General features: G+C 53.3%; 27 protein-coding genes. 8 read left to right on the plus strand and 19 right to left on the minus strand.

Features of this window, described 5'->3' with window-relative positions; translation table 11 throughout:
- Positions 1–21 precede the first annotated feature (21 nt).
- The 4 genes from phoQ to ACMYSO_RS23800 form a co-directional block, all read right to left on the minus strand.
- Complete coding sequence (phoQ, locus tag ACMYSO_RS23785; RefSeq protein ID WP_434668489.1) at positions 22–1488, minus strand: two-component system sensor histidine kinase PhoQ; 1467 nt, start codon at positions 1486–1488, stop codon at positions 22–24.
- Positions 1485–2159 carry a two-component system response regulator PhoP gene (gene phoP / locus ACMYSO_RS23790; protein ID WP_434585442.1) on the minus strand — a complete coding sequence of 225 codons (675 nt, stop codon included), beginning with the start codon at positions 2157–2159 and terminating at the stop codon, positions 1485–1487. The genes phoQ and phoP overlap by 4 nt, the downstream gene beginning before the upstream one ends.
- Positions 2160–2445: 286 nt before the next feature.
- A complete protein-coding gene (locus tag ACMYSO_RS23795; RefSeq protein WP_434668491.1) occupies positions 2446–3081 on the minus strand; it encodes a helix-turn-helix domain-containing protein in 636 nt (211 codons plus the stop codon).
- Between the two features lie 61 nt (positions 3082–3142).
- Entirely contained in the window at positions 3143–3280 is a 138-nt protein-coding gene (locus ACMYSO_RS23800) for a hypothetical protein (RefSeq protein WP_434668492.1), read from the minus strand.
- Positions 3281–3399: 119 nt separating this feature from the next.
- Between ACMYSO_RS23800 and ACMYSO_RS23805 the strand changes: the two genes are divergently transcribed.
- Positions 3400–3693, plus strand: coding sequence for a hypothetical protein (locus ACMYSO_RS23805; protein WP_434668494.1), 294 nt, complete (start codon positions 3400–3402; stop codon positions 3691–3693).
- 123 nt (positions 3694–3816) lie between these two features.
- Here the strand turns inward: ACMYSO_RS23805 and purB are convergent, their stop codons facing one another.
- The 5 genes from purB to rluE form a co-directional block, all read right to left on the minus strand.
- Positions 3817–5187, minus strand: coding sequence for an adenylosuccinate lyase (gene purB / locus ACMYSO_RS23810; RefSeq protein WP_434668496.1), 1371 nt, complete (start codon positions 5185–5187; stop codon positions 3817–3819).
- A 3-nt stretch (positions 5188–5190) separates the two neighbouring features.
- Complete coding sequence (gene hflD / locus ACMYSO_RS23815) at positions 5191–5832, minus strand: high frequency lysogenization protein HflD (protein ID WP_123753863.1); 642 nt, start codon at positions 5830–5832, stop codon at positions 5191–5193.
- 61 nt (positions 5833–5893) lie between these two features.
- A complete protein-coding gene (mnmA, locus tag ACMYSO_RS23820; RefSeq protein ID WP_148060366.1) occupies positions 5894–7000 on the minus strand; it encodes a tRNA 2-thiouridine(34) synthase MnmA in 1107 nt (368 codons plus the stop codon).
- Positions 7001–7056: 56 nt separating this feature from the next.
- Positions 7057–7515, minus strand: coding sequence for an NUDIX hydrolase (locus ACMYSO_RS23825; protein ID WP_434668498.1), 459 nt, complete (start codon positions 7513–7515; stop codon positions 7057–7059).
- A gap of 20 nt (positions 7516–7535) precedes the next feature.
- Positions 7536–8186 carry a 23S rRNA pseudouridine(2457) synthase RluE gene (gene rluE / locus ACMYSO_RS23830; RefSeq protein WP_434668500.1) on the minus strand — a complete coding sequence of 217 codons (651 nt, stop codon included), beginning with the start codon at positions 8184–8186 and terminating at the stop codon, positions 7536–7538.
- Between the two features lie 234 nt (positions 8187–8420).
- Here rluE and icd point away from each other — a divergent pair, with 234 nt between their 5' ends.
- Positions 8421–9671, plus strand: coding sequence for an NADP-dependent isocitrate dehydrogenase (icd, locus tag ACMYSO_RS23835; protein ID WP_434585434.1), 1251 nt, complete (start codon positions 8421–8423; stop codon positions 9669–9671).
- A 197-nt stretch (positions 9672–9868) separates the two neighbouring features.
- Positions 9869–10117: a DUF4282 domain-containing protein gene (locus tag ACMYSO_RS23840; protein ID WP_434668501.1), complete on the plus strand. Its 249-nt coding sequence runs from the start codon at positions 9869–9871 to the stop codon at positions 10115–10117.
- A gap of 385 nt (positions 10118–10502) precedes the next feature.
- Here the strand turns inward: ACMYSO_RS23840 and ACMYSO_RS23845 are convergent, their stop codons facing one another.
- From ACMYSO_RS23845 to gcvA, 8 genes are all read right to left on the minus strand, one after another.
- On the minus strand, positions 10503–11534 hold the full coding sequence (locus ACMYSO_RS23845; protein ID WP_434668503.1) for a LacI family DNA-binding transcriptional regulator: 1032 nt from the start codon (positions 11532–11534) through the stop codon (positions 10503–10505).
- A complete protein-coding gene (locus ACMYSO_RS23850) occupies positions 11524–12963 on the minus strand; it encodes an inositol monophosphatase family protein (protein ID WP_434668505.1) in 1440 nt (479 codons plus the stop codon). The genes ACMYSO_RS23845 and ACMYSO_RS23850 overlap by 11 nt, the downstream gene beginning before the upstream one ends.
- Positions 12964–13017: 54 nt before the next feature.
- Positions 13018–14121: an ABC transporter substrate-binding protein gene (locus tag ACMYSO_RS23855; protein ID WP_434668506.1), complete on the minus strand. Its 1104-nt coding sequence runs from the start codon at positions 14119–14121 to the stop codon at positions 13018–13020.
- A gap of 26 nt (positions 14122–14147) precedes the next feature.
- On the minus strand, positions 14148–15227 hold the full coding sequence (locus ACMYSO_RS23860) for an ABC transporter ATP-binding protein (protein ID WP_434668508.1): 1080 nt from the start codon (positions 15225–15227) through the stop codon (positions 14148–14150).
- A gap of 1 nt (position 15228) precedes the next feature.
- Positions 15229–17052, minus strand: coding sequence for an ABC transporter permease (locus tag ACMYSO_RS23865; protein WP_434668510.1), 1824 nt, complete (start codon positions 17050–17052; stop codon positions 15229–15231).
- A 216-nt stretch (positions 17053–17268) separates the two neighbouring features.
- On the minus strand, positions 17269–18561 hold the full coding sequence (locus ACMYSO_RS23870; RefSeq protein WP_434668512.1) for a histidine-type phosphatase: 1293 nt from the start codon (positions 18559–18561) through the stop codon (positions 17269–17271).
- 17 nt (positions 18562–18578) lie between these two features.
- The gene (locus ACMYSO_RS23875; RefSeq protein WP_434668513.1) at positions 18579–19274 is read right to left on the minus strand and encodes an oligogalacturonate-specific porin KdgM family protein; all 696 of its coding nucleotides are present in this window, start codon (positions 19272–19274) and stop codon (positions 18579–18581) included.
- Between the two features lie 451 nt (positions 19275–19725).
- Entirely contained in the window at positions 19726–20625 is a 900-nt protein-coding gene (gcvA, locus tag ACMYSO_RS23880) for a transcriptional regulator GcvA (protein WP_434668515.1), read from the minus strand.
- 147 nt (positions 20626–20772) lie between these two features.
- On the opposite strand from gcvA, the gene ACMYSO_RS23885 reads away from it, so the two are divergent.
- Complete coding sequence (locus ACMYSO_RS23885) at positions 20773–21687, plus strand: DMT family transporter (RefSeq protein WP_434668517.1); 915 nt, start codon at positions 20773–20775, stop codon at positions 21685–21687.
- Positions 21688–21962: 275 nt separating this feature from the next.
- A complete protein-coding gene (locus tag ACMYSO_RS23890; RefSeq protein WP_434668519.1) occupies positions 21963–22700 on the plus strand; it encodes a metallophosphoesterase in 738 nt (245 codons plus the stop codon).
- Between the two features lie 9 nt (positions 22701–22709).
- On the opposite strand, the gene ACMYSO_RS23895 is transcribed toward ACMYSO_RS23890, so the two are convergent.
- Positions 22710–23564: a LysR family transcriptional regulator gene (locus ACMYSO_RS23895; protein WP_434668521.1), complete on the minus strand. Its 855-nt coding sequence runs from the start codon at positions 23562–23564 to the stop codon at positions 22710–22712.
- Positions 23565–23663: 99 nt separating this feature from the next.
- On the opposite strand from ACMYSO_RS23895, the gene ACMYSO_RS23900 reads away from it, so the two are divergent.
- The 3 genes from ACMYSO_RS23900 to ACMYSO_RS23910 all read left to right on the plus strand — a co-directional run bounded on the left by ACMYSO_RS23900 (position 23664) and on the right by ACMYSO_RS23910 (position 26079).
- Positions 23664–24533 carry a DMT family transporter gene (locus tag ACMYSO_RS23900; RefSeq protein ID WP_434668523.1) on the plus strand — a complete coding sequence of 290 codons (870 nt, stop codon included), beginning with the start codon at positions 23664–23666 and terminating at the stop codon, positions 24531–24533.
- A gap of 19 nt (positions 24534–24552) precedes the next feature.
- Positions 24553–25470 (plus strand): M14 family metallopeptidase, encoded by a 918-nt coding sequence (locus tag ACMYSO_RS23905; RefSeq protein ID WP_434668525.1) that lies wholly within the window; start codon positions 24553–24555, stop codon positions 25468–25470.
- Positions 25471–25611: 141 nt separating this feature from the next.
- Positions 25612–26079 carry an anti-virulence regulator CigR family protein gene (locus tag ACMYSO_RS23910; RefSeq protein ID WP_434668527.1) on the plus strand — a complete coding sequence of 156 codons (468 nt, stop codon included), beginning with the start codon at positions 25612–25614 and terminating at the stop codon, positions 26077–26079.
- A 55-nt stretch (positions 26080–26134) separates the two neighbouring features.
- Here ACMYSO_RS23910 and ACMYSO_RS23915 read toward each other — a convergent pair whose 3' ends face one another.
- Entirely contained in the window at positions 26135–26896 is a 762-nt protein-coding gene (locus ACMYSO_RS23915) for an SAM-dependent methyltransferase (RefSeq protein ID WP_434668529.1), read from the minus strand.
- Positions 26897–26905: the final 9 nt, after the last annotated feature.

A 26905-nucleotide genomic window follows, 5' to 3' on the forward strand; every position in this document is an offset into this window, starting at 1 on the left:
TCACCTCCGTCGCCTGGCGGGTCAGCTTTGGGTATCATCCGGCAGCTGGCGACCAAAAATCACTTCCATGCAGGCGCCGCCGAGCAGGCTTTCACGGGCAATAATCTCGCCGTCGTACTGCACGACAATATCACGAGCTACGGAGAGTCCAACCCCCTGGCCAGGGCGCAGCGTATCGGCGCGCTGGCCCCTGTCAAACACGCTATCTCGTAGGCTCATCGGAATGCCGGGGCCGTCATCTTCCACCAGAATATGCAGATGATGGTCGTTGGTCTGACGCACGGACACCTCGACAAACTCCAGACAATATTTACAGGCGTTATCCAGTACGTTACCCATCACTTCCATAAAGTCATTCTGTTCGCCGACGAAGCTGGTTTCTGGCGAGATATCGAGGGTGATATTGACCCCTTTGCGCTGATAAACTTTATTGAGGGCTGATGTCAGCTTGTCGAGCAGCGGGGCGACCGGGTGCAGTTCACGGCTCAGGAGCGTACTGCCGCTGCGCATACTGGCGCGATGGAGGTAGTAACCAATTTGCTGCGAGATACGGCTGATCTGCTCAAGCATCACTGGTTCCGCCTCTGCGACATCCAGCTTCTGGCTGCGCAAAGAACGCAGCGTGCTTTGCAGCACCGCCAGTGGGGTTTTCAGGCTGTGGGTGAGGTCGGTCAAGGTGGTGCGGTATTTATCGTAACGGTCGCGCTCGCTTTTGAGCAGCCGGTTAAGATTGCTGACCAGACGGGTCAGTTCGCGCGTGGTGTCTGGGTTGAGCATCTCACGGTGATGTTCTTCGAGTTCGCGCACCTCTTTTGCCAGCGACTCGATCGGCCGCAGGCTCCACCAGGCAGCCACCCACAGCAGCGGGATCACCAGCAGCAGGTTGGCGACCAGCACGTAAATAAACCAGCTCCACACCATGTAGGAGCGCTTCAGTTCGACCGGGATCGTATCGACCACCACGATACTCAACTGCGGCATCTTATCGGTGGCCGGATAGATATTGATTGCCACCGAGTGGGTCATTTCTGAACCGTCGTCCTGCTGACGTAGCTCATCCAGTTGTTCCTGGACTTCCTGATTGTTCCGCAGCAACTTGCTGCTGCTGTCGACGTCGGATTCGATTTCGTGGAACCCGTTGCTTTTGAGCCACTCGGGCTGAATGCGCTTGGCCAGCCATGCGACATCGCGTTGCATCCACAGCAGATTGCCTTTCGCGTCATAAATCAACGTGACCGTCGGGCTTTGCATATTGAGATTTTCGGGGATATCAACATCGATGCTGTTATTTTCCCACTTCGCCAGCATATAGAACAGGTTGCTTTCACCACGCAGCAGGCGGAAGGTGGTTTTATCAAAGCTGACGCTGTAGCCCACCAGCGCGACCATGCCGTAAGCCAGTGAAAGCACCAGCACCACCGCGGCCGTCGCCAGTAAAAAGCGAACGCGTAAAGACAGCGGCAAAATATGCCGTAACGGGCCTTTCATCCGCGGAGTTCGAATAAATAACCCTGGCCGCGTACCGTCGTAATCACATCATTCGGGTGTTGTGCCTGGATTTTTTTCCGCAGTCGTCCCATCAGGACATCGATGGTGTGGCTTTCGCGCAGTTCGGCGTCGGGATAGAGCTGGAGCATTAAGGAGTCCTTACTGACCACTTTTCCGCGATTGCGGATCAGCGTTTCCATAATGGTGTATTCAAACGCGGTTAGTTTGATCGGTTGATCGTTAATTGATAGCTCGCGGCGCGACAGGTCGACCTGGAAAGGTGGAATAGAAATAACCTGCGAGGCCAGGCCGCTGTTGCGACGCAGTAATGCCTGCATCCGGGCGGCAACTTCTTCAATATGGAACGGTTTGGTGACGTAATCATCCGCGCCGGCGCTCAACACCTCGACTTTATCCTGCCAGCTTTCGCGGGCGGTCAACACCAGCACCGGAATCGATACATCATGGCTGCGCCAGCGGCGAATCAGCGTCAGGCCGTCTTCGTCAGGCAAGCCCAGATCGACAATAGCGATATCCGGCACGTGTTCGCCCAGATAATAGTCCGCCTCTTTTGCATCTTCCGCGGCATCCACCTGATGTCCCAGCTCCTGTAGCTGAACTTTGAGGTGATGGCGCAGCAGAGCGTTGTCCTCAACCACGAGTACGCGCATGCCTTTTCTCCCGTTTTTTTGGTTTTGAGTAGTGTAGCGCTGATTAGATATACTGAATTTAAACGGCTGTAAATGAAAGGCTTTCTTTGCTACCCGGCCTGCCGTCGCCCTTTGTGCTGTGGCCTCCCATGCTGCAGGGGAAAAGGGGGCTCTCCCGCGCCCGATATCCCCCGCTAAGACAGGGTGGCATATCATGGGCATATACTGGCAAGTTTAGGCCCGCGTTTCCAGCTATACGCGAGTTGGCCCGCCAGAAAACACCTGCATTGCTGACGCTGGGAAAGGGTTAAGTGCGTTCGGCGGTGTCGGGTAATGCATTGATCCGCAATTTGTAGCCGCCGCGCACGAAATCAATATAGCGCTCGGTTTTTAGCGCAGAGACAATATTCAGAATGCTGCTGCGGGAAAGCCCTGTTCGTTCCTGGATATAGCTGAGGATATTGACCCGTTCTTTCGTCACGTCTGGCAGACGATCCAACTCGCGCAGATAGTGGCAGACTACGGGAAAAGTACGTTGATTCACAATTTGCAGATCGCGGCAAACCATCGTGTTGGTATGAAATGAGAGCACCTCGGCGACTTCACGCCACAGACCATGTTGTTCAATACACTGCTCGGCCTGTTGATTTTCTATACGTGAAAACAGGCATTGTGTTTCCGCGCGTAGCACGTTGCTTCTCATCGGATAAAACATCTCGGAAAAACCAAAAATATGTGGTTCAACAACCGTGGCAATCAGAATGCCATCGGTGATTCGCGATATAGAAAGCTCACCTTCGAGAAAAACGTAGATATACGGGATGCCCTTGTTATCCCAGGAAAGCCTTTTTCGCGGGGCAGCTTCAATAGTTTTTCCATAAGGCGTTAGTACGCTGATTAAGCGTTCGATAGATTTGGTTGGTCTGGCTGGGGGGGTAATCATGAATAACCTGGTAAAAAAATAATCATTGGCGCTATTTTAGAATAAAAAAGCCCTTCATGGGTTAAAAGCGTATGGCGAGCAACGGGCGCTTGCCGCTGATAGGGATCCAGTTATTCTGCAGCCCAGTAGGGGCCACCGGACTGACATACAGGGTTTTGCAGTTATAGACGGTCAGCGCCCAGAACTGTTTCACCAGCATTATGGCTCCAGATGTGCGGGCGCGGGGGATAATTTATCGTCAGCATCAGGAAGTTTACGGGGAGCCGTATATCCTTATTGATGACTATCCCTGCATATCCCTGCACATGGAGTTCCTGTATGAAACTGAATGAGTTAAAAGGCTTCCCGTTGGTGCTAACAACATGTTTAACCTTAGTTTTCTGTTCATCTGCTCTGGCGGAAAACCCGGCCAGCAGCACCTCAGAGAAACAGGCAGAAAAAGAGCAGCTAAAAAACCCGGATCACATCATTGATGACTGCCGAGCGGTCAGCGGTGCGCAGGTGAAAGAAGGGTGCAAAACTCAGGCTGAGTTAAAAAAACATGACATGAAAAATGACGCAAAAATGGAAAATGGCGCCTCGATGGATGATGTGACGAAAAAAACGAATTAAGGCGCGAGATGTCGTGTGTGTTTATTGTTCTGACGATCTGATGGCCGGGGTTATTCCCGGCCATCTGTTTATCTTTTTCTACTGGCTCCGCACCGATTCCCGAAGGACGGTGAGGCAAAGCGATTATTTCAGTTCATCAACCATGGTGGTCGCGCGGCCAATATAGTTGGCCGGGGTCATCGCTTTCAGGCGAACTTTCTCGGCTTCCGGCAGCGGCAGGCTGTCGATGAACTGCTGCATACCTTCCGCATCTACGCGTTTGCCGCGGGTCAGCTCTTTCAGCTTCTCGTACGGTTTTTCGATCCCATATCGGCGCATCACGGTCTGGATCGGCTCAGCCAGAACTTCCCAGTTATGATCCAGTTCGTCCAGCAGACGATCGCCGTTCAGCTCCAGCTTGCTCACGCCTTTCAGGGTCGACTGGTAGGCAATCAGCGCATAGCCGATACCGACACCGAGGTTACGCAGTACGGTGGAGTCCGTCAGGTCGCGCTGCCAACGAGAGACCGGCAATTTGCTGGCCAGATGCTGCATCATCGCGTTTGCCAGACCGAGGTTACCTTCAGAGTTTTCGAAGTCGATCGGGTTAACTTTATGCGGCATGGTGGAAGAACCGATTTCGCCGGCGATGGTTTTCTGTTTGAAGTGGTTCAGGGCGATATAGCCCCACACGTCACGATCGAAATCGATCAGAATGGTGTTGAAGCGCGCGATGCAGTCAAACAGTTCGGCAATGTAATCGTGCGGCTCGATCTGGGTAGTGTACGGGTTCCATTCGATACCCAGCGAGGTGACAAACTCTTCACTGAACTGGTGCCAGTCGACTTCAGGATAGGCGGCGATGTGGGCGTTATAGTTACCGACCGCGCCGTTGATTTTGCCCAGAATCTCCACCTGGTTCAGCTGGCGATACTGGCGCTCCATGCGGTAAGCGACGTTCGCCATCTCTTTACCCATGGTCGACGGCGTTGCCGGCTGACCGTGAGTACGGGACAGCAGCGGGACGTCGCGGTACTGAATCGCCAGCGCTTTAATTGCGTCGATCAACTGACGCCAGTAAGGCAGCACCACCTCATCACGCGCGGTTTTCAGCATCAGCGCATGGGAGAGGTTGTTAATGTCTTCGGAGGTACAGGCGAAGTGGATGAACTCAGAAACCGCGTGCAGTTCAGCGATATCGGCCACTTTTTCCTTGAGGAAATATTCGACGGCTTTCACATCATGGTTAGTGGTGCGTTCGATGGTTTTGATGCGCTGTGCATCTTCCACGCTGAAGTCGGCAACGATTTTATCAAGGTAACCGTTTGCGTCGGCAGCAAAAGCAGGAACTTCCTTGATCGCTGCGTGCGCGGCTAACTTCTGCAGCCAACGTACTTCAACCTGTACACGAAATTTCAGCAAACCGAATTCGCTGAAAATTCCGCGCAGCGCGCTGACTTTATCGCCGTAGCGTCCATCGACAGGGGAAACGGCGGTCAGTGAGGATAATTCCATAGATCACAACTCCGGGGTTAAATGAGCAAGAATTTGTTTTGCCTGGTTAACCAGACGATTACGAGAAAACATAAGCTGCATGCGGCCACCGCCGACCTGATGCCAGAGCACGGCAGCGCGAATGCCTGCCAGCAGAGAGGCGCGAACTTTGGCCTGAACCTGCGGGCTTTGCAACACGGCCGGTGAGCCGGTTACCTGAATACGTGGGCCTAACGGACTAATAACATCAACATAAATCCCGGCCATGGCGCTAAGTAACGTTTCAGACTGCAGGTCGAAATGTTCCAGCTGGCGGCGCAGGCCGGAAATGCGGTTGCCGAGGGTGTCCATCGCCCCTTTGCTTCCGTCAAGCTTACGCTCCAGCACCATCAGGCTCAATGTATAGCGGGTCAGTTCTGCATTGAGACCCTGACGACTGCCGCTATTGAGTACGCCGAGCATGGTTTCCAGCCCGAGACGAAGATTAGCTTCACTGCCACCGTACACCGCCAGCGTGGAGTTCGGGTTGAGATCGATAATGCTGTTCAGTGAAACGTGCAGGGCATCGCTGTCGCAATGGCCCTGATGTGCCAGCTGCTGTACCAGACGAGCGGCCTGGCAAATACCGGCTAGTGCCAATGTGATGTCATAGTAATTCTTCGCCACACATACTCCTTGTAAACCGTCGGCGACGGGCTCTGCCGCACCGGCGGTAAAAAACGGTCTGTCAGGACTGCAGCGGCAGGCGCTGCTCGATCACGCCACCACCGAGGCACACTTCACCACGATAGAAGACCGCGGACTGGCCTGGCGTAACGGCCGCAACCGGCTCGTCAAAGATAACTTCAATGCGCTCGTCATCCAGGGCATTCACCGTGCACGGGATGTCGGTCTGACGGTAACGGGTTTTCACCGTGCAGCGCAGGGTACCGGTTACAGGCTGACGGTCAACCCAGTGCAGCTGTTGAGCAATCAGGCCTTTTGACATCAGACGCGGATGGTCGTGGCCTTGTGCCACCACCAGAATATTGTTTTCGACGTCTTTATCGACAACGTACCACGGATCTTCGCTACCTTCTTTGGTCCCGCCGATACCGAGGCCTTTACGCTGTCCCAGGGTATGGTACATCAGACCCTGGTGCTCGCCGATTTCGTCGCCATCAACGGTGACGATTTTGCCAGGCTGGGCCGGGAGGTAGCGACCGAGGAACTCGCGAAATTTACGCTCACCGATAAAGCAGATCCCGGTGGAGTCTTTTTTCTTCGCGGTGATAAGGTCGAGATCTTCGGCGATTTTACGCACCTGCGGCTTTTCCAGTTCACCCACCGGGAACAGGCTTTGGGCAATCTGCTCATGGCCGAGGGTGTAAAGGAAGTAGCTCTGGTCTTTATTGCCATCCAGGCCGCGCAGCAGCTGGCTTTTGCCGTCGACATCAGCACGGCGCACATAGTGACCGGTGGCGATATAGTCAGCGCCGAGGTCTTCGGCGGCAAATTCCAGGAAGGCTTTAAATTTGATCTCTTTGTTGCACAGAATATCCGGGTTCGGCGTGCGCCCGGCTTTATATTCGGCCAGGAACAGTTCAAACACGTTGTCCCAGTATTCTGCGGCAAAGTTTACGGTATGAAGCTCAATCCCGAGCTTATCGCAGACGGCTTGCGCGTCGGCGAGGTCGGCAGCGGCGGTGCAGTATTCCTCACCATCGTCTTCCTCCCAGTTCTTCATGAACAGGCCTTCTACCTTATAACCTTGCTGAAGCAGCAACCAGGCAGAAACAGAGGAATCGACGCCGCCGGACATGCCGACGATCACTTTTTTTTGGCTTTCTGACATTGGAATATTCACCACATTGAACTTCAAGGCGGCATATTCTAGCACGCACTAGCGGCTCAGGCACCCCCCAGGAGCGGCCAGTTAAATGCGCCAATCAGTGACAGCGGCTGGCGCGGGTCCTGTTGATAGCTGCGGATGCTCTCGGCAACCAGTTGGGAGCGCAGATTTGGCGCGTTGAGGATCTCCTCCGCGCTCAGCCACAGGCAGCGATCGATATCGCTGTCATGCGGTTCAGTGGCGCACATATCGTTAAGTTCAATGACGAACAGAAAGCGCAAAAACGGCGTTTTGTCGGGGGCTATCCACTGATGCATGCGGATAAAATGTTGCGGCGTCGCGCGAATGCCGGTCTCTTCCCACAGCTCGCGTTCGGCCGCCTGGACCAGCGTTTCATCGGCTTCGAGGTGACCTGCGGGTTGGTTCCACAGCGCTTTACCATTGATGGTTTCCTCAACGATCAGAAATTTGTCCTGCGCATGAACGATGCAGGCGACGGTAACGTGCGGTTTAAACATTCGGTGGGTTCCTTTTGTGATTACTCAACCTGGCGCCATTCACCGTTGGCCAGACCGTCGAGAGTGTAACCACCCATGGCGTAACGAATCAAACGCAGCGTGGGGTATCCCACATGGGCGGTCATGCGGCGAACCTGACGATTACGCCCTTCATAAAGGGTGATCTTCAGCCAGCTGGTCGGAATCGCTTTACGTTCGCGGATGGGCGGGTTTCGTGCCCACAACCAGTCGGGTTCAGCCACTTGTTCAATACCGGCGGGCAGGGTGGGGCCATCATTGAGCGTGACGCCATCGCGCAATGCAGTCAGGGCTTCGTCAGTTGGCTGGCCCTCGACCTGCACATAATAAATTTTACCGGTGCGTTTACCCGGTTGGGTCAGTTGCGCCTGCAGCGTGCCGTCGTTTGTCAGTACCAATAGCCCTTCGCTGTCGCGGTCAAGACGACCTGCGGCATAGACGCCGGTGACCGGAACAAAATCTTTTAGGGTGCTGCGCCCGGCTTCGTCGGTAAATTGCGGCAACACATCGTAGGGTTTATTAAACAAGATGACGCGTTTTGGCTGGTGTTCTTTGCGTTGTCTGGCACTTTGTTGTGAGCTGAATCGCTCAACGCGATGTTTTCTAAATGAAGTTTTCTGCATGGTATTTTCAGATCCTGGCAATTGCCGCATTATAGCCTAATTACGAATGCCTTTCATGGACGCAAACATTCAGGTAGTATTGACATGCTCATCACAATTTTTTAACAAAAATATTGCTCAAACTGATTCGCGCTACTAGAAGGCGGCACGGACGCGAATCTCCGGTTAGCGGGACGACCCGGTGGCGGGAGTGGGCGGATAAAGCCAACGCTCGGTTAGTGTGAAAAGGAAGAGCAGAACCAGAAGCGCTCGAAGGAGAGGTTAATGGAAAGCAAAGTAGTAGTTCCGGCGGAAGGTCAGAAAATCACCCTGCAAGATGGCAAACTGAATGTCCCTAACAACCCGATCATCCCGTTTATCGAGGGTGATGGTATCGGTGTTGATGTGACCCCAGCGATGCTGAAAGTGGTGGATGCCGCCGTTGAGAAAGCCTATAAAGGCGAGCGTAAAATTTCCTGGATGGAAATTTACACCGGCGAAAAATCGACCCAGGTTTATGGCCAGGACGTCTGGCTGCCTGCCGAAACTCTTGATCTGATTCGTGACTATCGTGTTGCTATCAAAGGCCCTCTGACGACGCCAGTTGGCGGCGGTATTCGTTCTCTGAACGTTGCGCTGCGCCAGGAACTGGACCTCTATGTCTGCCTGCGTCCAGTACGTTACTACCAGGGCACTCCGAGCCCGGTTAAACATCCTGAACTGACTGACATGGTTATCTTCCGTGAAAACTCCGAAGATATCTATGCTGGTATCGAGTGGAAAGCAGACTCTGCTGAAGCTGAAAAAGTGATCAAATTCCTGCGCGATGAGATGGGCGTGAAGAAAATTCGCTTCCCGGAACATTGCGGTATCGGTATCAAGCCGTGCTCTGAAGAAGGCACCAAGCGCCTGGTTCGTGCGGCTATCGAATACGCTATCACTAACGATCGCGATTCGCTGACCCTGGTACACAAAGGCAACATCATGAAGTTCACCGAAGGTGCGTTCAAAGACTGGGGTTACCAGCTGATTCGCGAAGAATTCGGTGGCGAGCTGATTGACGGCGGCCCGTGGCAGAAGATCAAAAACCCGAACACCGGTAAAGAAATCATCATCAAAGACGTTATCGCTGACGCCTTCCTGCAGCAGATCCTGCTGCGTCCGGCTGAGTACGATGTCATTGCTTGTATGAACCTGAACGGCGACTACATCTCTGATGCCCTGGCGGCACAGGTTGGTGGTATCGGTATCGCGCCGGGCGCAAACATCGGTGACGAGTGTGCGCTGTTCGAAGCAACCCACGGTACTGCACCGAAATATGCAGGTCAGGATAAAGTGAACCCAGGTTCAATTATTCTGTCCGCTGAGATGATGCTGCGCCATATGCAGTGGTTCGAAGCCGCAGACCTGATTGTTAAAGGCACCGAAGGCGCTATCGCCGCTAAGACCGTGACCTATGACTTCGAACGTCTGATGGAAGGCGCTAAACTGCTGAAATGTAGCGAGTTTGGCGACGCAATCATCGCGAACATGTAATCCAGTTACTGGGTTAAACAATAACGGGAGCCTATTTGGCTCCCGTTATTTTTGCTTTCAAATCGTTGCCAATTGGTAGGTGTAAAATTTCTCTCTTCTGAAAGTACAGTATTGGAATAATAAATATTTACATTTTGAAATGTTCTTCGTATATTCATTTTTCTTTTGGATGAAGTTTATTTTTTACAGGAGTTAAAATGAAAGTCCTCTTGGGTTTTGACCATTTGATTACACCTAAAGTGTTGGTGTTTCTGTATTGGTTGCTAATGGTGATTATCATCGTTGGCGGCGTTTTTTCTATGTTTAACGGGCAATTCATCGCAGGATTCTTTGGCACTATTTTCAGTTTGATTGGCTGCCGGGTCGCTTTTGAGCTGATCATGATTGCTTTCAAGAATAATGAATATCTGCGCCGTATCGCAGAGAACATCGAACAGCCAAAGTAATCATCTTCCCGCTCATCTTAGCAGGGGCTGCGATTAAGATGAGCGGGATTGCCATTGTCTGTGCGACTAATATTTGTTGCTGTTATACCCGTCGTCTTTCAACTGCCATCACTCACCCAAATCTCTGACTTAAGTAAGTTCACCGGGGCTCGCTCAGTTGTCGGCGACCTGCAGGTTGTCATCCATTGGCTATATATATTTACGAAATGAATATGCAGAACACTTCTGTTAACCTCGCAGCTTCATTGCTCAATATATTTTGGTCGTGAGTGAGTCTGAACGACACAATCTGTATTGTTAATCATCTCCCGAAATAACGGCACTGCATGTATAGGCGGTATCGGTTGAAAAACGACCGTCTGGCTGATACGAAGCCATATGGTGATTAACCGTCCTGGCCCGGTTCACGCAGCGTTTTGCGCTTGACCAGGCGTGCATCAAAATACTGGCTCCCTGGGTGGTCCCCGGCAGGGGAAAGAATCCGTTCACAAGCGGCTTTCGCCATCTCAGCCAGCGGCTGAGAGAAGGTGGTAAGCTGATAGCCCTGCCAACTGGCCTGTTCGATATCATCGAAGCCGATCACGCAAATATCTTGCGGAATACGTAAACCAAACTCGTGACGTGCGGCGTCAATGAAGCCGCAGGCGATAAGGTCAGTGACGCAGAAAACGCCGTCAGGAGGTGTCGCCTGGCTTAGCAATTCGCGCGCGGCAAGCACGCCGGTCTGATAACTGGTTGTGCCTGGGCTAATGAACGCGACATCACGGCCGGCGGCGGCGGCGGCGTCCAAAAAGCGCGTTTCGCGGATCACCATACTTGGCGATCGCGCGGAGGAGGAAACCAGCGCCAGATGGTGGCACTCTGCCGCTATCAGATGGTCAAGCGCCTCCGTCATCGTCGTACGGTAGTCAATATCAATGTTCTCTGCGCTGGGAAATTGCCCCATACGGTTGATTAATATGACCTGTTGCCCGCTTTGCAAACAGAGCTGGATCAGTGACTCAGGAGGCTTTCCCGACAGCACAATTGTCGCCGTGGAGCGATAGTTCAGCGTCTGCTGCAACGCTTCCCGGGCGCTGACTTCGCCCTCATCAGTGTTGATCACCATTACCGCGCGCCCTGCTTTATTGAGGCGGCGAGTCAGATGGTCCAACAAACTTGACTGATAAGGGGAGGCGAGATTGCCACCCAAAATACAGACCGGACGACTGGCTTCCTTGGACAAACCGCGGGCCAGATGGTTGACGTGGTAATTAAGCACCTCGGCTGCGGCCAGCACTTTACGGCGAGTTTCCTCGGAAACGCTGCGGCCCGGTGTGAACGTACGTGACACCGCTGAACGGGAGACGCCCGCCAGACGCGCCACCTCGGTGGCGCTGGCAAAACCGGTGGTCTTGTTCTGGTTATTATGACTCATTACAGTGTTCCACTGCGCTGCATGACCGTTCACGCAGAATGGCATGTTCCGCCAGACGGATCAGCGACGGCTTCGGTGTTTCAAACCATTCATCCGGATGGAGTTGGCGTTTATCACGGATCAATGCGATGGCGTCATCGAGTGTCGGGAAGCGGCTGGGGCACTCCAGGTGCATGAACAATGCCACCAGAGCCACAGAACGGCTGCGCCCACCACGACAGTTAACGAGGATATTGCCCCGCTTGCGGTTGCGGTAAGAGGCCTTTTCTGGAATCTGCTGCAACAGCGCTGAACGCATCAGCTGGTAGCCCGCATGCAGCATCTCCGGCGCATTGCCGTCGCCATCGACCAGCCCCAGTTTGTAGTAGCGCACCGGGCCCGAACCGAAGGTGAGAAGAGGGGGCGTCGCACCGCTCTCCGGCACCGTCACCCAGTCAATATCGAGGTTTACCGCACAGTTAATCACGACACCAATATCATGAGCTGCCAGCAGTGCAACATCGCTTACCCCGCTGGAGCCGCCGATATAGATGTCCACGCCCCAACCCGGAAAATCTTCCACAATCAGACTGACAGGAGGACGAAGGTAGCCTTTGTCCCCAAGCGTTGCCGTCGCCGGAGGAAGGGAGCCGGCCGCCAGCGGGATCCCTGACGCACGAGCCAGATCGTCGGCGATGCCCGGCGCGGCTGCCAGGACGGGCAGGCCGTTGAAGATACCCTCCGCGTTATCGGGAACGGCACCGATTTTACCACCGGCTTCCCTTACCAGCAGCAGCCCCGCCAGACAGTCCCAGGCATTCATATGAATCTCGATATAGCCGTCGGTACGGCCCTCCGCCACCCACGCCAGCGCCAGCGCCCCGGAACCGCCGCGGCGGACGCTGGTACCCAGATTAAGGAGAGCGGACATCACTTCAAGATAGTTGCGCTGGCTATGGCGCGCAGACCAGCCTAGTTCTACGGCGGCCCGACGGGAGTCGCTAACCGTAGCGCAGTGCAGCGGCTGGTCATTTTTCAGCGCGTAGTGGCCGCGGCGAGCCAGATACAGTTCCTGGCTGACCGGGTTATAAATGGCTCCGAGCTCGGTAATGCCGTCACGAACCCAGGCGATGCAGACACAAAAATGAGCAATCCCGCGGGCAAAGTTGGCGGTGCCGTCAATCGGATCTACGACCCACAGGCTCTCTGCGCTGTCGGGCTGGCAGGCTGCCTCTTCACCAAGGATCGTGTCCTGAGGGAACATACTGCCGAGCGCATCCCGAATTAGCGCTTCAACGAAAGTATCGGCCTCGGTCAGAATATCCTGGTGACCCTTTAGTTCATACTCGCCGGCTTTACGAGAGAGGAAAAAACGCAGGGCGGTATCCCCGGCGTCGACAATAATGCGTTTGAGTGCGGCTTCGCGCTGTTCAATATCGATAGTGGTCAAAATACGTTGCCTGTTGTCAATGAAAGAGAGGTGCCTGTTGATCATCAATGGGAACTACTTTTTATAGTTCAGGCTCCAGATATCCTGCCAGTCCTGGCGGCTTTTCCAGTCCTCCTGCGCAGTGGAGGTCAGATACTCCATCAGCGCGCCGCGATATTTCTCAATGCCGGATGCTTCATTCGCCGGCAAGGCGACGGTCGAGTTGGTGGACATTTTTCCGTCAATGCCCTGCGGTGCAATCCCTTCTGCAGTCAGCAGGTAGCGCATAAATAATCTGGCGGTATTCGGGCTTTTACTGCCGGTGGCAATGACGCCGAGGCTGGGGTAATTCCAGCCAATAAATGGCTTCAGTTCGCCGCACAGTCCCAGCTTCATCCCCTGTTTGTTGTCGCGGAATTTTGCGGTAGAGATCAGGCCAACAAAGTCGGTCTTACCGTCCGGTGCGCCGATAGCGGAGGCGGCGTCGTTATCAGAATGAGTCAGCAAGACGCCATTGCCGGCCAGCGCTTTGACAAACGCCGCCGTAGCGGATGGCTCATTGGTTTGCAGCGGCTTGCCAAAGGCTTGCTGGTAAGCGTCGCGCACCTGCTGGTCATAGTGGGTCTCCATCTGGCTGAACCAGTCGGTATAGGCCGGTTTGCTGGTGGGATCTTGCATGGCGATGCGGCCGCGCCATTGCGTTTCGGTCAACTGCCAGATATTCGTTATCGGACACGTGCTGTGATGTGCAGTGTTATAAGCAAACACATTTGGCGCCAGCACCACGGTCAGCGGGTCCTGATAGCGTGCAGCAATATGGCCTTTCAAGTCCTCAGGGATCCAGCTCTGGACATAGCCTTTTTTTAGCAGTTGAGCTATCCCTGCTGGCGCATCCTCCACAATGGCTACATCAGCCCGGACGTTGTTGGCCTGGGCTTCCCGGCTCATAATTTCAATAATCTGTGGGGCATCGGCCTTCACCCCGTTGGCCTGTAAGCCATATTGTTTGCTAAAGGCTTTTGCCTGCTCCACGATTTTGCCGGTAGAGGCATAAACGGTTATCGGCTGCTCCTGTTTCGCGGCTGCTAGCAGCGCCTCGACATCGGCGTTTTCGGCACGGGCGGCAGTGCTGTTCAACAGGGCGCAGGCGATAAACAAGGCAGTTAAGTTACGCTTCATGGGGATCCTTAAGAGGTCAATTTCGGTTAACTGGCGGAAACGTCGTGACGTAACCCGTGGTGATTAAAGAAGTGCAGGGAAGACGTCGGTAGCTGGCAGTGCACCTGTTGGCGCGCCTGCCAGCGCGGTCGAAGCTGCGTAGAGTGGAACAGGCGATCCTCACCGCTGACCAGCTCGATCACCCAGCTACCGCCGGTAGGCATAATGTTATCGATAGTCATGGGAATGCCATTGGAGGCAGCCTCATCGCTGAGTACTATCTCTTCTGGGCGGATGCCGCAGTGTCGGGTCTGGTCGTGCAGGGTAAACCGCTGCTGCAGGTGCCGTGCCAGCTCGCTACCTGGATGGTGAAGTGGGATCATATTCAAGCGCGGGGTGCCAATAAACTCGGCAACAAAACGATTTGCCGGGGTGGCATATATTTCATCTGGTGTCCCCACCTGCTGCATGTGCCCGGCGCTCATCACCGCAATGGTCGTGGCCAGCGTCATCGCCTCCCACTGGTCGTGGCTGACAAATACAATGGTGGTGCCAAAGGTTTCATGAAGTCGACGTAACTCGGCGCGCATCTCAAGGCGTAGGGTGGCATCCAGATTAGAGAGCGGTTCATCCAGCAGCAAAACCCCTGGGTTTACCGCCAGCATGCGGGCGAGGGCAACCCGTTGTTGCTGGCCACCGGAGAGTTGTGCCGGGTAGCGTTTGGCGTAATCAGCAATGCGCAGTTTTTCCATGACGTCCTGACAGCGGGCGAGGCGCTCTTCGGTGGACACTTTTTGCAGGCGCAAGCCAAAATCCACATTCTGCTCAACGGTCATGTGCGGCCATAGGGCATAACTTTGGAAGACCAGCCCGATCCCCCGTTTTTCTGGGGGGACATAGGTGCCGCGGTCGACCGAGTCTACAACCTTATCGGCGATACGGATTTCACCGCTGCTGGCGTGCTCAATGCCGGCAATCATCCGCAGGATGGTGGTTTTGCCACAGCCGGAGGGCCCTAACAGGCACATAAACTCGCCGTCTTTCACCATCAGATTGATATGGTTAACTGCTGGGGCATCACTACCAGGGTAGGTTTTCGTCAAATTCGTTAACTGGATCGTAGGCATCTTATTTCTCCAGACCATCAGCCAGACCGGTACCGGTGATCTTTTGGATCATCACGGTACCGGCCCATGAAATCAGGGCTATCATCAGCACGACGGCGTTGGCCGCCTGCTGGTAGTTGTAGTCAATCAGACGTAGAGACCAGGTGGTCAAAACGTCCGTCGCAGGGGTGGCCAGTATGACGAACAGGCTGACGCCTTTAATGCCCGAGATAAACGGCAGCAGGATCCCGGTCGCCAGCGGTGCGGCCTGAATAGGAATAACGATACGGCGGATACGGGCGAACCATCCGGCACCGGCGATGCGTGCCGCTTCTTCTGCTTCTTTGCCTAACTGGGTCATCGCCGCAATCCCGGAGCGGCTGGCGTAAGGCATTTTTTCGGCGATGAGGGCCAGTACCAGAATAAGTGGTGTTCCGTACAACGCAGGCACCGGCCCACGCGCTACGGCGAAGAGTGAAAGAAACGCGGCGGCAAAGGCGATACCGGGCACCAGATAGGGCAAAAACGTCAGCTGGCGCAGCAGGGCAGACATCCAACGAAAGTGGCTGCGCATGACGGCGTAACCGACCAGCAGGCCGAGTATGCCGCAGGCGATGGATGCTGAACCCACGATCAGTAAGGTATTTCCGGCGGCTTGCCAGAACTCTGGCGACAGCAAAATGCCGTTATGTAGCGCGACGGTGTCGAGGTTATGACCGATCCAGTAGGCAAGCGTGAAGTTATCGGCGTTAAAGCGGCCTGGCAGGATCATCACCGTGGACAAAAACAGGGTTAATAGCGGGATAGCCACGCCCAGCAGCACGAAGGCCAGCGGCAGTGCCCCGGCGGCAGTACGCCAGCGGCCCAGGCTGCGGCGGCGTTCCATCACACCTTTTCCCCCTACCGTGACAAAGCGTTTTGCCTCGCGCAGCATTTTCATATCCAGTATCAGGGTCAGCATGCCCATCAGCATAATTACCGTCGCGATGACGGCCGCGACGCCGGACTGACGCGTCCCAATTGCCCGGTACAGCCCGGTGGAAAGCGTATCGAAATGCACCGGCAACCCGAGGATATAGGGGAGGGCGAACTCGCCGATGCAGTCGGCGAAAATGAGCAGCGCGGCGGAAAGCAGTGCCGGACGCACGAGTGGAATGATGATTTTAAAGGCAATCGCCGAACGTGAAGCGCCGAGTACCCGGGCGCACTCTTCCATCTGGCTGTCCATCCGTTTGAGGGCGTTGCCCACAATCAGGATCACCAGCGGGGTGTAGTGCAGTACCATGATCGCGACGATCGGGAAGTAGCCATAGGCTACCCAGTCCGGCGTCTGGACCCCCATCGCCTCGAGCCATCCCGGTTGGCCGCCAATGGCGTGGTTTTTGAATAGCGTGTTCCAGGCCAGGGCAAAGGTCCAGGAGGGCAGCATAAACGGCACGATAAGTAGGGTGGCAAATCCTTTTCTGCCAGCAATATCTGTCCGGTGAATAAGCCATGCCAGCGAGACGCCGACCACCAGCGCGGTCGCTACGGTGGTGAAGGCGACGGCCAGCGTATTAAGCAGTGGTGTCCAGAGCAGCAGGTCGGACATCCGTGAGGTCAGCGTGCGCAGTATGTACCAGGCGGTAAGATCGCCTTCCGCTGCCCCGATACGACCCTCGTCACCACTTTGCACCAGCACGGCATTCAATAACACGGAAACGACTGGCGCGAGAATTATCCAACTAAACAGCAGCAACAGCAGCGCCCCCAGCAGATTAGCGGGCTCTTGTTTGATGATTGACAGCGTGTGGCGGAGTTTGGGCCATACGGCACGACGGTGGCTGATTTCGTATTGGTAAGACACGGGGTTACCCCTGGCTGTGAAAGACAGTCAGGAATATATCGGCGGAATGTGACAGTTTTGCGAATTGTTTGCACCTATGTGCAAATATTTTCGAGATTATTTCTCCCCCCGATGAGCACGGGGGGGAAATAGAAGGGCGATTAACCACAGCGCAAACAGGATTATTGGCTGTCAATTCTGTGGCGAAGAACTTACCCCTCGGGGAGGCACTTATCGTTATTGAAATACGCTGACGTTCTCACCATCACTCACCATATTTTTCTCGGCCAGACTCACGAAAGTCTTTAGTGGGCACAACACGCCGATAGCCGTTTTATGGCACCCGGCATGAGTAAATTCGGCTACCGGAAGGGGGTTGTGCATATTGAGCGGAGAAAGTTGACGCCACTGATCCAATGTTCTGGCACTGAATGTCAGTTGAACCCATCTTTCTCCCGTCTGTTTATCAAGGTAGCGAGCCATAATTAAACTACCGCCAGGTGGAATATCATTTCGAGGGTAGTCCGGCAACTGCCAGTTAAAACCGAGCATTGTCTGGATTTGCGAAATGTTGCTGTCATGGCCGACGAAAATAATTAACGGGCTGTGCCATTGGGTCGGGCTGTTGGCATTATTATCAGGATTGACTTCGGAGGATAATGCACCAATTAGTTGACGCATTAATATCGAGCCACCGTGACGAGCATATTCCATGGTGTTACTCACCAAATCATACTTTGCGGCATGCAAGGCCATTAATTTATTCACCTCCTGGGCATTGCGGGCATGTCCAAAGGCAACGTCGGATAATGGTAAGTTCTCGCTGTATTGCAGCCGGATGGTTTCACCAATCGATGCGCCTTTTGATACCGGTCCGCTTAATTTTGCCTTCCCTTTATCATTTATTTTTACTTCCCAGGCTTTATCCAGGAATTCGCAACTCTTTTGCTCATCGGTACAGACTGCGCGGCGTAAATCAGCGACTGCGGCTGCATACTTCTTTTGTGCCTCAATGGAAGAGCCTGTTCTTTCGCGCACTTGCTGATAGACGAGCTGTTCGTTCGGTTTGGCAATGCCCATTTCAATGGTATCAAAGAGTGGGTCTTGCTGATGTTCAGAGGTGTGAACCGCAACGCCGCAGCCTGGGAACATACCGTCCAGCAGGGCGACACCGGTCGCTTTCGTTCGCTGGTCGGGGGCTGCCCACAGCCACACTTTCCCAGGCATAGGGCAGCGCCCTTCATGACCGAGCATTAGTCCGCGTGAGCGCCAGTTTTCCAGCTGCCATGCGCCCTGAGCCAGCATCCCGGCATAACCATGTCCGGTCAGAAATCCGTCAGGAACACTCCACTGTGGCCATTTTCTCCCGGTGGCTTCTTCCAGTCCTGCAGTATCTGTTTGCGGACGAACGCCGTGGCGACTGAGCATCACGACCTTTTCAAGTTCATAGCGTGGACTCTCTGCGGCAGCCGCATACGACGCGGGTATCAGGCTGGTAAGCAGCAGTGATAAGGCCAGTAACTTCTTCATTTGCGTGTTCCCCGTCTTTAAAATTCGTAAGTGATGCCGGTAATAAATTCCGTTTGCCGCTCGGCAGAGCTTTTCGAAACGGCGATATTTTTAACCCCAATATAAGGTGAGAAATGTCGGCTGAGTTGATAGCCGATTTCAAACTCATGTTCAATATCTGAATGTTTGTTATTATACAAGTTTTCATTGCCATGGTACCCGGTAAAGGTATAGCTTAATTTGAAATCACCGATCTCTTGTGATATTTCAGCATCGATTCTGTCAACTCGTTTGGTGGGTTTCTCATCACGATCGCTGATTTCTTTACGATAGCGTAGAGCGAGTTTTGTTGAATCAAACAGGCGATACTTAAATTTGATTGAAGGCTTGTATTTCTCTTCGTCTTCTTTAATGGTGAAGGTCATTCCTGGCTCAATACTAAACTTGCTGGTTATTTTTTGAGTGTAGTTGACTTTGAATTCTTTATCGCTGAGTTTTCGGCGATCGAAAAAATCCCCAGCATCACCATTTGATTTCTCCTCTGGATGGAATTTTAATTTACTACCAATGCCGATGCCTGAATCAAAATTATGGGAGATTTCCACCTCATCCGTATGTTCTTTTGAAATGTCCTCATATTTGTGCTCAAAGTTTATTTCCAGAGCAATGGCGGCATGTGATGTAAAAAACAAGGTGGTACTAGCTATAGCGGAAAATATAGTCTTGTTAATCATTTGGTATCTTATTTTGAGTTAATCATGAGGTGCCGGAGTCTACGGATTGAATATTTCAATCAGGTTTCAGTTTTAATTGATATTTGTGACTTGATATTATTGGTGGGGTATCAGCTCCAGCTATGAAATAGAAGAAAGAAGACGATGACGTCTGACATCTATTCACTGATGGTGAAATGTATTGCACACCACCGTACATCACGAGCGCTGTAGAATTTAATGGCGGAGCCGATCGCTCCCATTCACGGGAGAATCTTTTGCATATTTTTTATCATGGCGAGTTTTTTGGCAGTGACAAGGGGCGCGCCACGGTGTTAACCGCTAACTCAGCGTCAGCGTGACGGCCTCTAAAAACGGACCATTCCGTGTCAGATTCAGTCGATACCCATGCAACTCATCAGAATGCGGCGGTGGGTTTTATCATTTGTTTTGACATCCTTACCCTGGCCGTTCAGGCAGGGTATTCATTTTTGTCAGCTGCAGCAGCCGCTGAGATCCAGTCCCGAAACCGTCGACTTATCCGCTGCAAAATGGCTGATTCGTCATACACCAGATAGTACGCCAGGGGGGAATCAATATCCCTGCTTAACGGATTGATAAGTTTTCCATTTTTCAACTCGTCCCGGACTAACGCGCTGCGGATAAGCGCAATCCCTTTTCCTGCGAGCGCCGCCTCCAGGACCCCATTTGAGTCAACAAAGACGGGGCCTTTGTCTGCATCGACATTTGGCATGCCTGCCGTATTAAACCAGAGCGCCCAATCCATGCGGTGTTCATCATGAAGCAAGGTATATTTGGTGATATCGCGTGGTGAGGATAATGGTCGATCCGGGGGGATGAGACGTGGGCTGCAAACTGGTTTCAACCTGTCGTTCAGAAGACATTCAGATTCGAGATTCGGATAACGCCCTGTGCCGTGCCTGACAGCAAAATCGATCCCTTCTGACAAGAGATCCACGCGTCGGTTCGTGGTGCTGATTTGCACTTCCACCCCGGGATTCTCTCGTTCAAATCCAGGCAGACGCGGGAGTAACCACTGGATCGCAAAGCCACTGGTACAACTGAGGGTAATTTTATTAGGTTTACCTTCGTTCATCAGACGTTGTGTCGCTTCGGATATCTGACCAAAGGCTGGACGTATCGCGCGTAGATAGATGCGAGCTTCGTTGGTCAGTTCCAGCGTTCTGGGGCTGCGGATAAAGAGACGGGTATTGGTTATGTCTTCGAGTTTGGCAATTTGCTGGCTAACTGCACTGGAAGTAATGCACAGTTCTTCTGCAGCATTTTTCATACTTAAATGTCTCGCTGCCGCTTCAAAACACATAAGTGCATGTAAAGGTGGAAGTTTCATGACTCATCCGATTATATGCGTTAGTTAAACTTAATGATAAAAGAAAAACTTGTTTGTCTGTTGTCACGCATGTTTTTAAAGTTTTTATGTGTTGTACCGCGAAGTTATCTATACAACATTTTTCTTTTAATAAAAAGAGGTATCAAAATGCGTGTTGCAGATTATATTAGATTATTATTTCTGGCTGCCATTTGGGGCGCGAGTTTTTTGTTTATGCGAATTTCATCGCCCGAGTTTGGGGTGTTCAATACGGCTTTTTTGCGTGTATTTTTTGGCTTCGCAGGACTCGCAGTGATTCTTTTTTTCCTTAACCGAGGGGTTAATTTTGAAGGTAAGTTAACCTCATCGCTGACTCTTGGTGTGATTAACTCAGGGATACCTTTCATTATGTATTGCTTTGCTGCCAAATGGTTGCCTGCGGGTTATTCTGCCGTGCTTAATGCGACGACTCCACTCATGGGGACATTAATTGGATGTGCATTTTTTGGTGAAAAATTGACAGCCCGGAAATGGATTGGGGTCATACTTGGTGTGGTGGGTATTATGGTAATGACGACTTTTGGCGAGTCCCGGTCTACATCTGACACGATTGCCGGAGTCGTCGTCTGTTTGGTTGCTACAGGATGCTATGGTGTCGCCGGCTTCCTGACCAGACGATGGATCGCTAACAAAGGGGGGTGTGATCCAAAAATTGTTGCCTTCGGTAGCCAACTTGGGGCAACACTATTTTTACTGCCATTTTTTATCTGGGGTACCCTGTTCGGACCGTCGATCAACTGGTCGCAAGGGGATGTATGGGCAAGCGTTCTGGCTCTCGGCATCATTTGTACGGCTTTTGCTTATATTCTGTATTTTCGCCTCATTGCTGATATCGGTCCACTACGATCCCTCACGGTCACTTTTTTAATTCCCCCCTTTGCAGTACTGTGGGGATATATTTTCTTGGGTGAAACTATCAATGAAGGGTTTATTTTCGGCGCGTTTATTGTTTGTGTATCGGTGTGGCTGGTGGTGAGCCCGGGAAAAGAACGGATAGCATTAACAAGCAGAACAACAAAATAATTTTATGACTTAATGTCCTATGGTAGTAATGCGATAAGCATGTGAGTGGGCTTATCTCAATAATGGGCTTAACTATCAAAGGCAGTATAAATAGCAAGGGCTACCGGTATCTTTCTCGCGGAGAGCACAACCATCACGCCATATCTGAATGTACTGACATCACCACACGGATCTGGTTAGATTCAAGCATGCAGTTCTGAATCAGATAATCTTAGCTGACGCAGAGTAGACAGTGGCGATAAGCGCCCATTGAAGAGATCGTTTAGAGGGGGGTTATGCTGATAGCACAGGTTTCAGATATTCACGCTTCACCGGGCAATGACCATTTGCACCGCTTTGACCGGGTTTTGACATGGCTTGCGCATGTGCGGCCGGATGCCTTGGTGTTAAGCGGTGACCTGACGGATGATCAATGGCTGGAAGGCTATCAACAGATCGCGGCGCGTCTGGAGCAACAAGATTATCCTTCGCTGATCCTGCCGGGTAACGCTGACGATCGTCATCTGATGAGAGCGACATGGGGCGACAATCGATGGGCGCAGGATGCATCCGCGGGGGCGTTACACGTTGTTCATCAGGTCGGCGCGTTGCGCCTGATTGGCCTCGATTCGACGGTTGAAGCAGAGGATTATGGCGATCTGAGCAACCACACGGCATGGCTGGAGAATCAACTCCGTTACGTAGAGAGCTCTCCGGTGCTGCTGTTTACCCACCATCATCTGTTTCCCTCGGGCATCCCGACCCTGGACCAATCGATGTGCAGAGGGCTGAGCGGGCTGGAGCAAGTGATAAGAGACACGCCGGCCAGGCTGTTAGCCATTTCTGCCGGGCACGTACACCGACCGGTCGCGGGGATTTTTGCAGGGGTTCCGGCGTATATCTGCGGATCCGTTTGCCCGGCCAATCCCGTATGGTTTGGAACCGCGAACGTACCGCCAGTCAGCGACCCGCCGGCGCTGATGCTTCACCGCTATGCCGGTAACGCGCTGACGAGCCATCACGTCGGCGTATAGCTGGCGCGTTTACCGTTGCAGCTGAAGTTTTATCTCATTGACCAGCAGCGGATTGAGCGTTGCGCTGGCCGCATTTTCCCGGGAGATCACGACTACCTCCAGCGACGGTAACGCCGGGAGTTTCTCCGAATGGATGATGTGCAAATGCTCCGGGACGCTGCAGCGCGTCAGTACCGCGACCGCCATGCCACTTTCAACCACGGCAATCTGACCAGCAACATAGGGACTGCTGTAGGCGATTCGGTACCCTGAAGGTAACTGTTCAAGCGCGGCCAGCACCTTTTTCCGCGCTTCGCTGCCATATTCATAAACGGCAACAGGCAAGGGGTGATCCTCCTTGATGACCGTGCTTTTTATGCCAGTCCACACCAGCTGTTCGCTGAACAGCAGCTCGCCGCGCCCGGAGATATCCCGGGTGACAATCGCCACATCCAGCATCCCGGACTCGATTTTCGGAATGAGGGTCAGGGAAGGCTCGCAGAAAAGCGATATCTCAATCGCCGGATATTTTTCCCCGAAGGCCTTCAGCACCTGGGGAAGGTAGCGAACGGCGTAGTCATCGGGGATCCCGAGGCTGATTTTTCCCTGTACGTTCGAGCCCGTCAGGCTCTGCATAGCCTCGGAGTAAACTCCCAGCAGGCGCTGGGCATGGAGCAGCAACTCCTGACCTGCGGGCGTCAGGGTAAGCCGTCTGACCTCACGATTGAACACCTTGCGGCCCAGCGTCTCCTCGATTTTTTTGATGTGCATACTGATTGCCGATTGCGAGCGGCACAGCGACGAGGTGGCTTCAGTCATCGAACCCGTGCGTGCCACGGTGATAAAGGTTTTTAGCCAGCTAATTTCAAGATGTGGTTCGCTCATATTACCTATCCGATAATCGAATGCTAAGACAGTGTATTATTCATTTTACGGGTAATGGTCTGACGGGTAAATTCGCCTTACAGATAATTGAGGTGAAATATGGGCAACGTCAGAGCTTATCTCGCCATCCAGGCATGCACGGTTTTGTTCGGTTTATCGGCGCTGATGGGAGAGCAAATCCACAGTGATATTACGACGGTGGTATTTGGACGAGGGATGTTTGCGCTGGTTTTTCTCGGGGCGCTGCTGTGCCTGTTCGACAGGACGCGAGCAGGCATTCCCTGGCGGGATAAAAGTAAGCTGCTGCTCAATGGCGCACTGCTGGCCGGCCACTGGTTTTGCTTTTTTATGGGCGTTAAAGAAGGGGGTGTGGCGATCGGTACGCTCGGTTTTGCGACGTTCCCCGCTTTTGTCATTATGATTGAGGCGGCGCTGTTTCATAAAAAACCGGCGTTTTTCGATATATTGTTGATGGCTATGATCGTTGCCGGCGTCTACATACTCGCGCCGATGAATCGCGAAAGTGCCGGCAGCCTGACCGGGCTACTATGGGCGCTGGGATCGGGGGTTATCCATGCGTTGGTGATCATTTTTAATCGGTACCTGCGCGTTCAGGCAACGGCAATACAGTCCTCCTGGTGGCAGTGCTTGGGCTGCGCTCTGGTGACCCTCCCGGGCGGGATTGCGGGCCTGGTGAATAGCAGCGGCCACGATCTGGTTTTCATTGGTTTACTGGGCGTTTTGTGTACTGGCCTGGCATACTGGATGCTGACCTGGGGTTTGCGTACGCTACAGGCGAGTACCGTATCCATGATGATTGTCCTTGAGCCGGTGTATGCTCTGCTTCTGGCCTGGATTTTCTTGCACCAGCAACCCGGCGGACAAACCCTGATAGGGGCGGTGTTAATTATCGGCGCCTCGGTATTATCCGTCTGGTTGCCAGCGCGTCGTCGCGGCTTAACTGATTAATTTTTCTGTAGAGTGAAATATGACAACTGAAACGTTTTATCCCATCGGTACGCCTGGGCAGCCCTGGTCCGAGACTGAAAAGCAGTTGTGGCGAGAGCGCCAGACGCGCGTCAGATATTATAAAAGTGATGTCCTTGACGTTCTGCAGTCGCTCAATGACCGCTACGATCTTGTTGAGTATGGCGAACTGCGCTACGGCGATGACCACTACCCGTTAATGGCGGCAAAGTCTAAAGCGTGGGATCCCAGCCTGCCTGTGGCGCTGATTACCGGCGGTGTCCATGGTTATGAAACCAGCGGCGTCCTGGGCGCGCTGGAATTTTTATCGCACTATCAGAACGACTATGCCGATGCGGTCAATCTGCTGGTTATCCCTTGTGTCAGCCCCTGGGCATACGAGCGTGTTGCCCGCTGGAACTTCCATGCTGTGGATCCCAACCGGCAGTTTTATCCGCAAGGTCAGGCGGAAGAGTCGTTAAAGGTGATGGCATTTATCGCGCAGGTACAGGAACGTTTCCTGGTACACGTCGATTTGCATGAAACGACGGATAGCGATGAAAGTGAGTTCAGTCCGGCGCTGGCCGCCAGAGACGGCCGGCAGTACGAGCCAGAATGTGTACCTGATGGTTTTTACCTGGTCAGCGACACGCGTAATTCCAGACTGGACTTCCAGAGTGCGATTATTTCCGCTGTGGAAGCGGTGACGCATATTGCCCCGGCGGACCAGAAAGGCAGCATGCTGGGCTATCCGGTGGTGACTCACGGCGTGGTTGAGTATGACAATAGCGCCTGGCATTTATGCGCTACGGTGACCAACGCTCCCTTTACCACCACCACGGAAGTCTATCCTGACAGCGCATCGACTTCGCCGCAGGAGTGTACCCGGGCGCAGGTAGTCACAATCCGCCAGGCTATCGAATTCGCGTTATCACAGTGAATGTGCTGGCCGGGAACCTGCTCAGGCTATCCCGGCTATCACTATCCGCAAAGTGTTTAAAATTCAGAAAGCATGAGATTGTTAAGGGTATTGCCCTATCCTATATTCTCATCGTGTACTGCACCTCACGGAATAAACAGAATGCTAAAGCGTCGAACCCTCAAAACTGCTCTTGCGGCCATGATATCCCTCGTCGTGCTGGCCGCGCCGGTTTATGCAAACCCAGGTAACGGCAACGGGCATGGTAATAGCGGTAATCACGGCAACAACGGGCAGGATAAAGGCAAGTCGAATGCCGACCACGGTAGCCGTAAAAACTATGGCAAACCGGACCATGTTGACGCTGATATCAGCTTTACCCGCGCGCGCTCGCTTGCGGTGAATTACGGCCTCGTCGGATATAAAACGCTGCCACCGGGTATCGCAAAAAACCTGGCGCGCGGTAAGCCGTTACCTCCAGGAATTGCCAAAAAAACCTTACCAGCGTCCATGATTAACGATTTACCCTATTATCCGGGTTACGAATGGCGCGCCGTTGGCGATGACCTGGTGCTGATTGCATTAAGTACCGCCATTGTGACCTCAATCATCAACGGTGTTTTCGATTAAACGAGCCGGATTGCGATAAGCCCCGCGGTTGCGGGGCTGAGTTTGTTGTGCAATATCACTCCGTCTGAGATGACCGCTCCATTAATGCAAATACACCCCAGCCGACATACTCCCTCGTCCAGCGTACATGACGCTCCGGCGCGGTGGTCAACGCCGTACGTATCTCCGCTGCAAAGTCATCGTCCGGGTGTTGCTCCAGCCAGCGGCGCATCGTGAGCCATTTTGCCGCTTCGTATCGGTCCCAGCCTTCCTGATCTGCCAGCACCATCTCCACCAGGTCATAGCCCTGTTTGTCAAAAGAGGCGACAAGGTCGGGAAGGGGGAGAAAATCGGTCACGGCGCTGGCACCACAGGCTTTGGCGATTGCTTCTGTCGCGGGGACCTGTCGCCAGTAAGGTTCACCGATAAGCAGGATCCCACCGGGTTTGAGGCTCTTTGACAGCAGTTTAATCGTCCCGGCGACACCGTTAGCAATCCAGGTCGCGCCGATGCAGGCCGCCACATCACATTTTTCATCGGCAACGTAACCGGCGGCGTCGTGATGGATAAAATGCACCTGTCCGTTAACGCCAAGTTCCTCCGCGCGCTGTCTGGCCTGGGCGGTGAAGAGGGGGCTCAGGTCGATGCCGACGCCGCGAATACCATGATCGCGCGCCCAGGTGCAGAGCATCTCGCCAGAGCCGCTGCCGAGATCGAGAATACGTGCATCCGGCGGCATGGGTAACACGCGACCCAGCGTGGCGTACTTTTCTGGCGTGAACGGGTTATGGATCCGGTGTTCACTTTCGCTAATGGTAAAAATACGTGGGATATCCATTATCCACTC

Source organism: Klebsiella sp. B345, from assembly GCF_051131735.1.
GTDB lineage: Bacteria > Pseudomonadota > Gammaproteobacteria > Enterobacterales > Enterobacteriaceae > Klebsiella.

Bases quoted from the DNA above. Each gene is read 5' to 3' on its own strand.
- phoQ (WP_434668489.1), bottom strand. From the start codon at position 1,488: ATGAAAGGCCCGTTACGGCATATTTTGCCGCTGTCTTTACGCGTTCGC.
- phoP (WP_434585442.1), bottom strand. From the start codon at position 2,159: ATGCGCGTACTCGTGGTTGAGGACAACGCTCTGCTGCGCCATCACCTC.
- ACMYSO_RS23795 (WP_434668491.1), bottom strand. From the start codon at position 3,081: ATGATTACCCCCCCAGCCAGACCAACCAAATCTATCGAACGCTTAATC.
- ACMYSO_RS23800 (WP_434668492.1), bottom strand. From the start codon at position 3,280: ATGCTGGTGAAACAGTTCTGGGCGCTGACCGTCTATAACTGCAAAACC.
- ACMYSO_RS23805 (WP_434668494.1), top strand. From the start codon at position 3,400: ATGAAACTGAATGAGTTAAAAGGCTTCCCGTTGGTGCTAACAACATGT.
- purB (WP_434668496.1), bottom strand. From the start codon at position 5,187: ATGGAATTATCCTCACTGACCGCCGTTTCCCCTGTCGATGGACGCTAC.
- mnmA (WP_148060366.1), bottom strand. From the start codon at position 7,000: ATGTCAGAAAGCCAAAAAAAAGTGATCGTCGGCATGTCCGGCGGCGTC.
- ACMYSO_RS23825 (WP_434668498.1), bottom strand. From the start codon at position 7,515: ATGTTTAAACCGCACGTTACCGTCGCCTGCATCGTTCATGCGCAGGAC.
- rluE (WP_434668500.1), bottom strand. From the start codon at position 8,186: ATGCGGCAATTGCCAGGATCTGAAAATACCATGCAGAAAACTTCATTT.
- icd (WP_434585434.1), top strand. From the start codon at position 8,421: ATGGAAAGCAAAGTAGTAGTTCCGGCGGAAGGTCAGAAAATCACCCTG.
- ACMYSO_RS23840 (WP_434668501.1), top strand. From the start codon at position 9,869: ATGAAAGTCCTCTTGGGTTTTGACCATTTGATTACACCTAAAGTGTTG.
- ACMYSO_RS23845 (WP_434668503.1), bottom strand. From the start codon at position 11,534: ATGAGTCATAATAACCAGAACAAGACCACCGGTTTTGCCAGCGCCACC.
- ACMYSO_RS23855 (WP_434668506.1), bottom strand. From the start codon at position 14,121: ATGAAGCGTAACTTAACTGCCTTGTTTATCGCCTGCGCCCTGTTGAAC.
- ACMYSO_RS23860 (WP_434668508.1), bottom strand. From the start codon at position 15,227: ATGCCTACGATCCAGTTAACGAATTTGACGAAAACCTACCCTGGTAGT.
- ACMYSO_RS23870 (WP_434668512.1), bottom strand. From the start codon at position 18,561: ATGAAGAAGTTACTGGCCTTATCACTGCTGCTTACCAGCCTGATACCC.
- ACMYSO_RS23875 (WP_434668513.1), bottom strand. From the start codon at position 19,274: ATGATTAACAAGACTATATTTTCCGCTATAGCTAGTACCACCTTGTTT.
- gcvA (WP_434668515.1), bottom strand. From the start codon at position 20,625: ATGAAACTTCCACCTTTACATGCACTTATGTGTTTTGAAGCGGCAGCG.
- ACMYSO_RS23885 (WP_434668517.1), top strand. From the start codon at position 20,773: ATGCGTGTTGCAGATTATATTAGATTATTATTTCTGGCTGCCATTTGG.
- ACMYSO_RS23890 (WP_434668519.1), top strand. From the start codon at position 21,963: ATGCTGATAGCACAGGTTTCAGATATTCACGCTTCACCGGGCAATGAC.
- ACMYSO_RS23895 (WP_434668521.1), bottom strand. From the start codon at position 23,564: ATGAGCGAACCACATCTTGAAATTAGCTGGCTAAAAACCTTTATCACC.
- ACMYSO_RS23900 (WP_434668523.1), top strand. From the start codon at position 23,664: ATGGGCAACGTCAGAGCTTATCTCGCCATCCAGGCATGCACGGTTTTG.
- ACMYSO_RS23905 (WP_434668525.1), top strand. From the start codon at position 24,553: ATGACAACTGAAACGTTTTATCCCATCGGTACGCCTGGGCAGCCCTGG.
- ACMYSO_RS23910 (WP_434668527.1), top strand. From the start codon at position 25,612: ATGCTAAAGCGTCGAACCCTCAAAACTGCTCTTGCGGCCATGATATCC.
- ACMYSO_RS23915 (WP_434668529.1), bottom strand. From the start codon at position 26,896: ATGGATATCCCACGTATTTTTACCATTAGCGAAAGTGAACACCGGATC.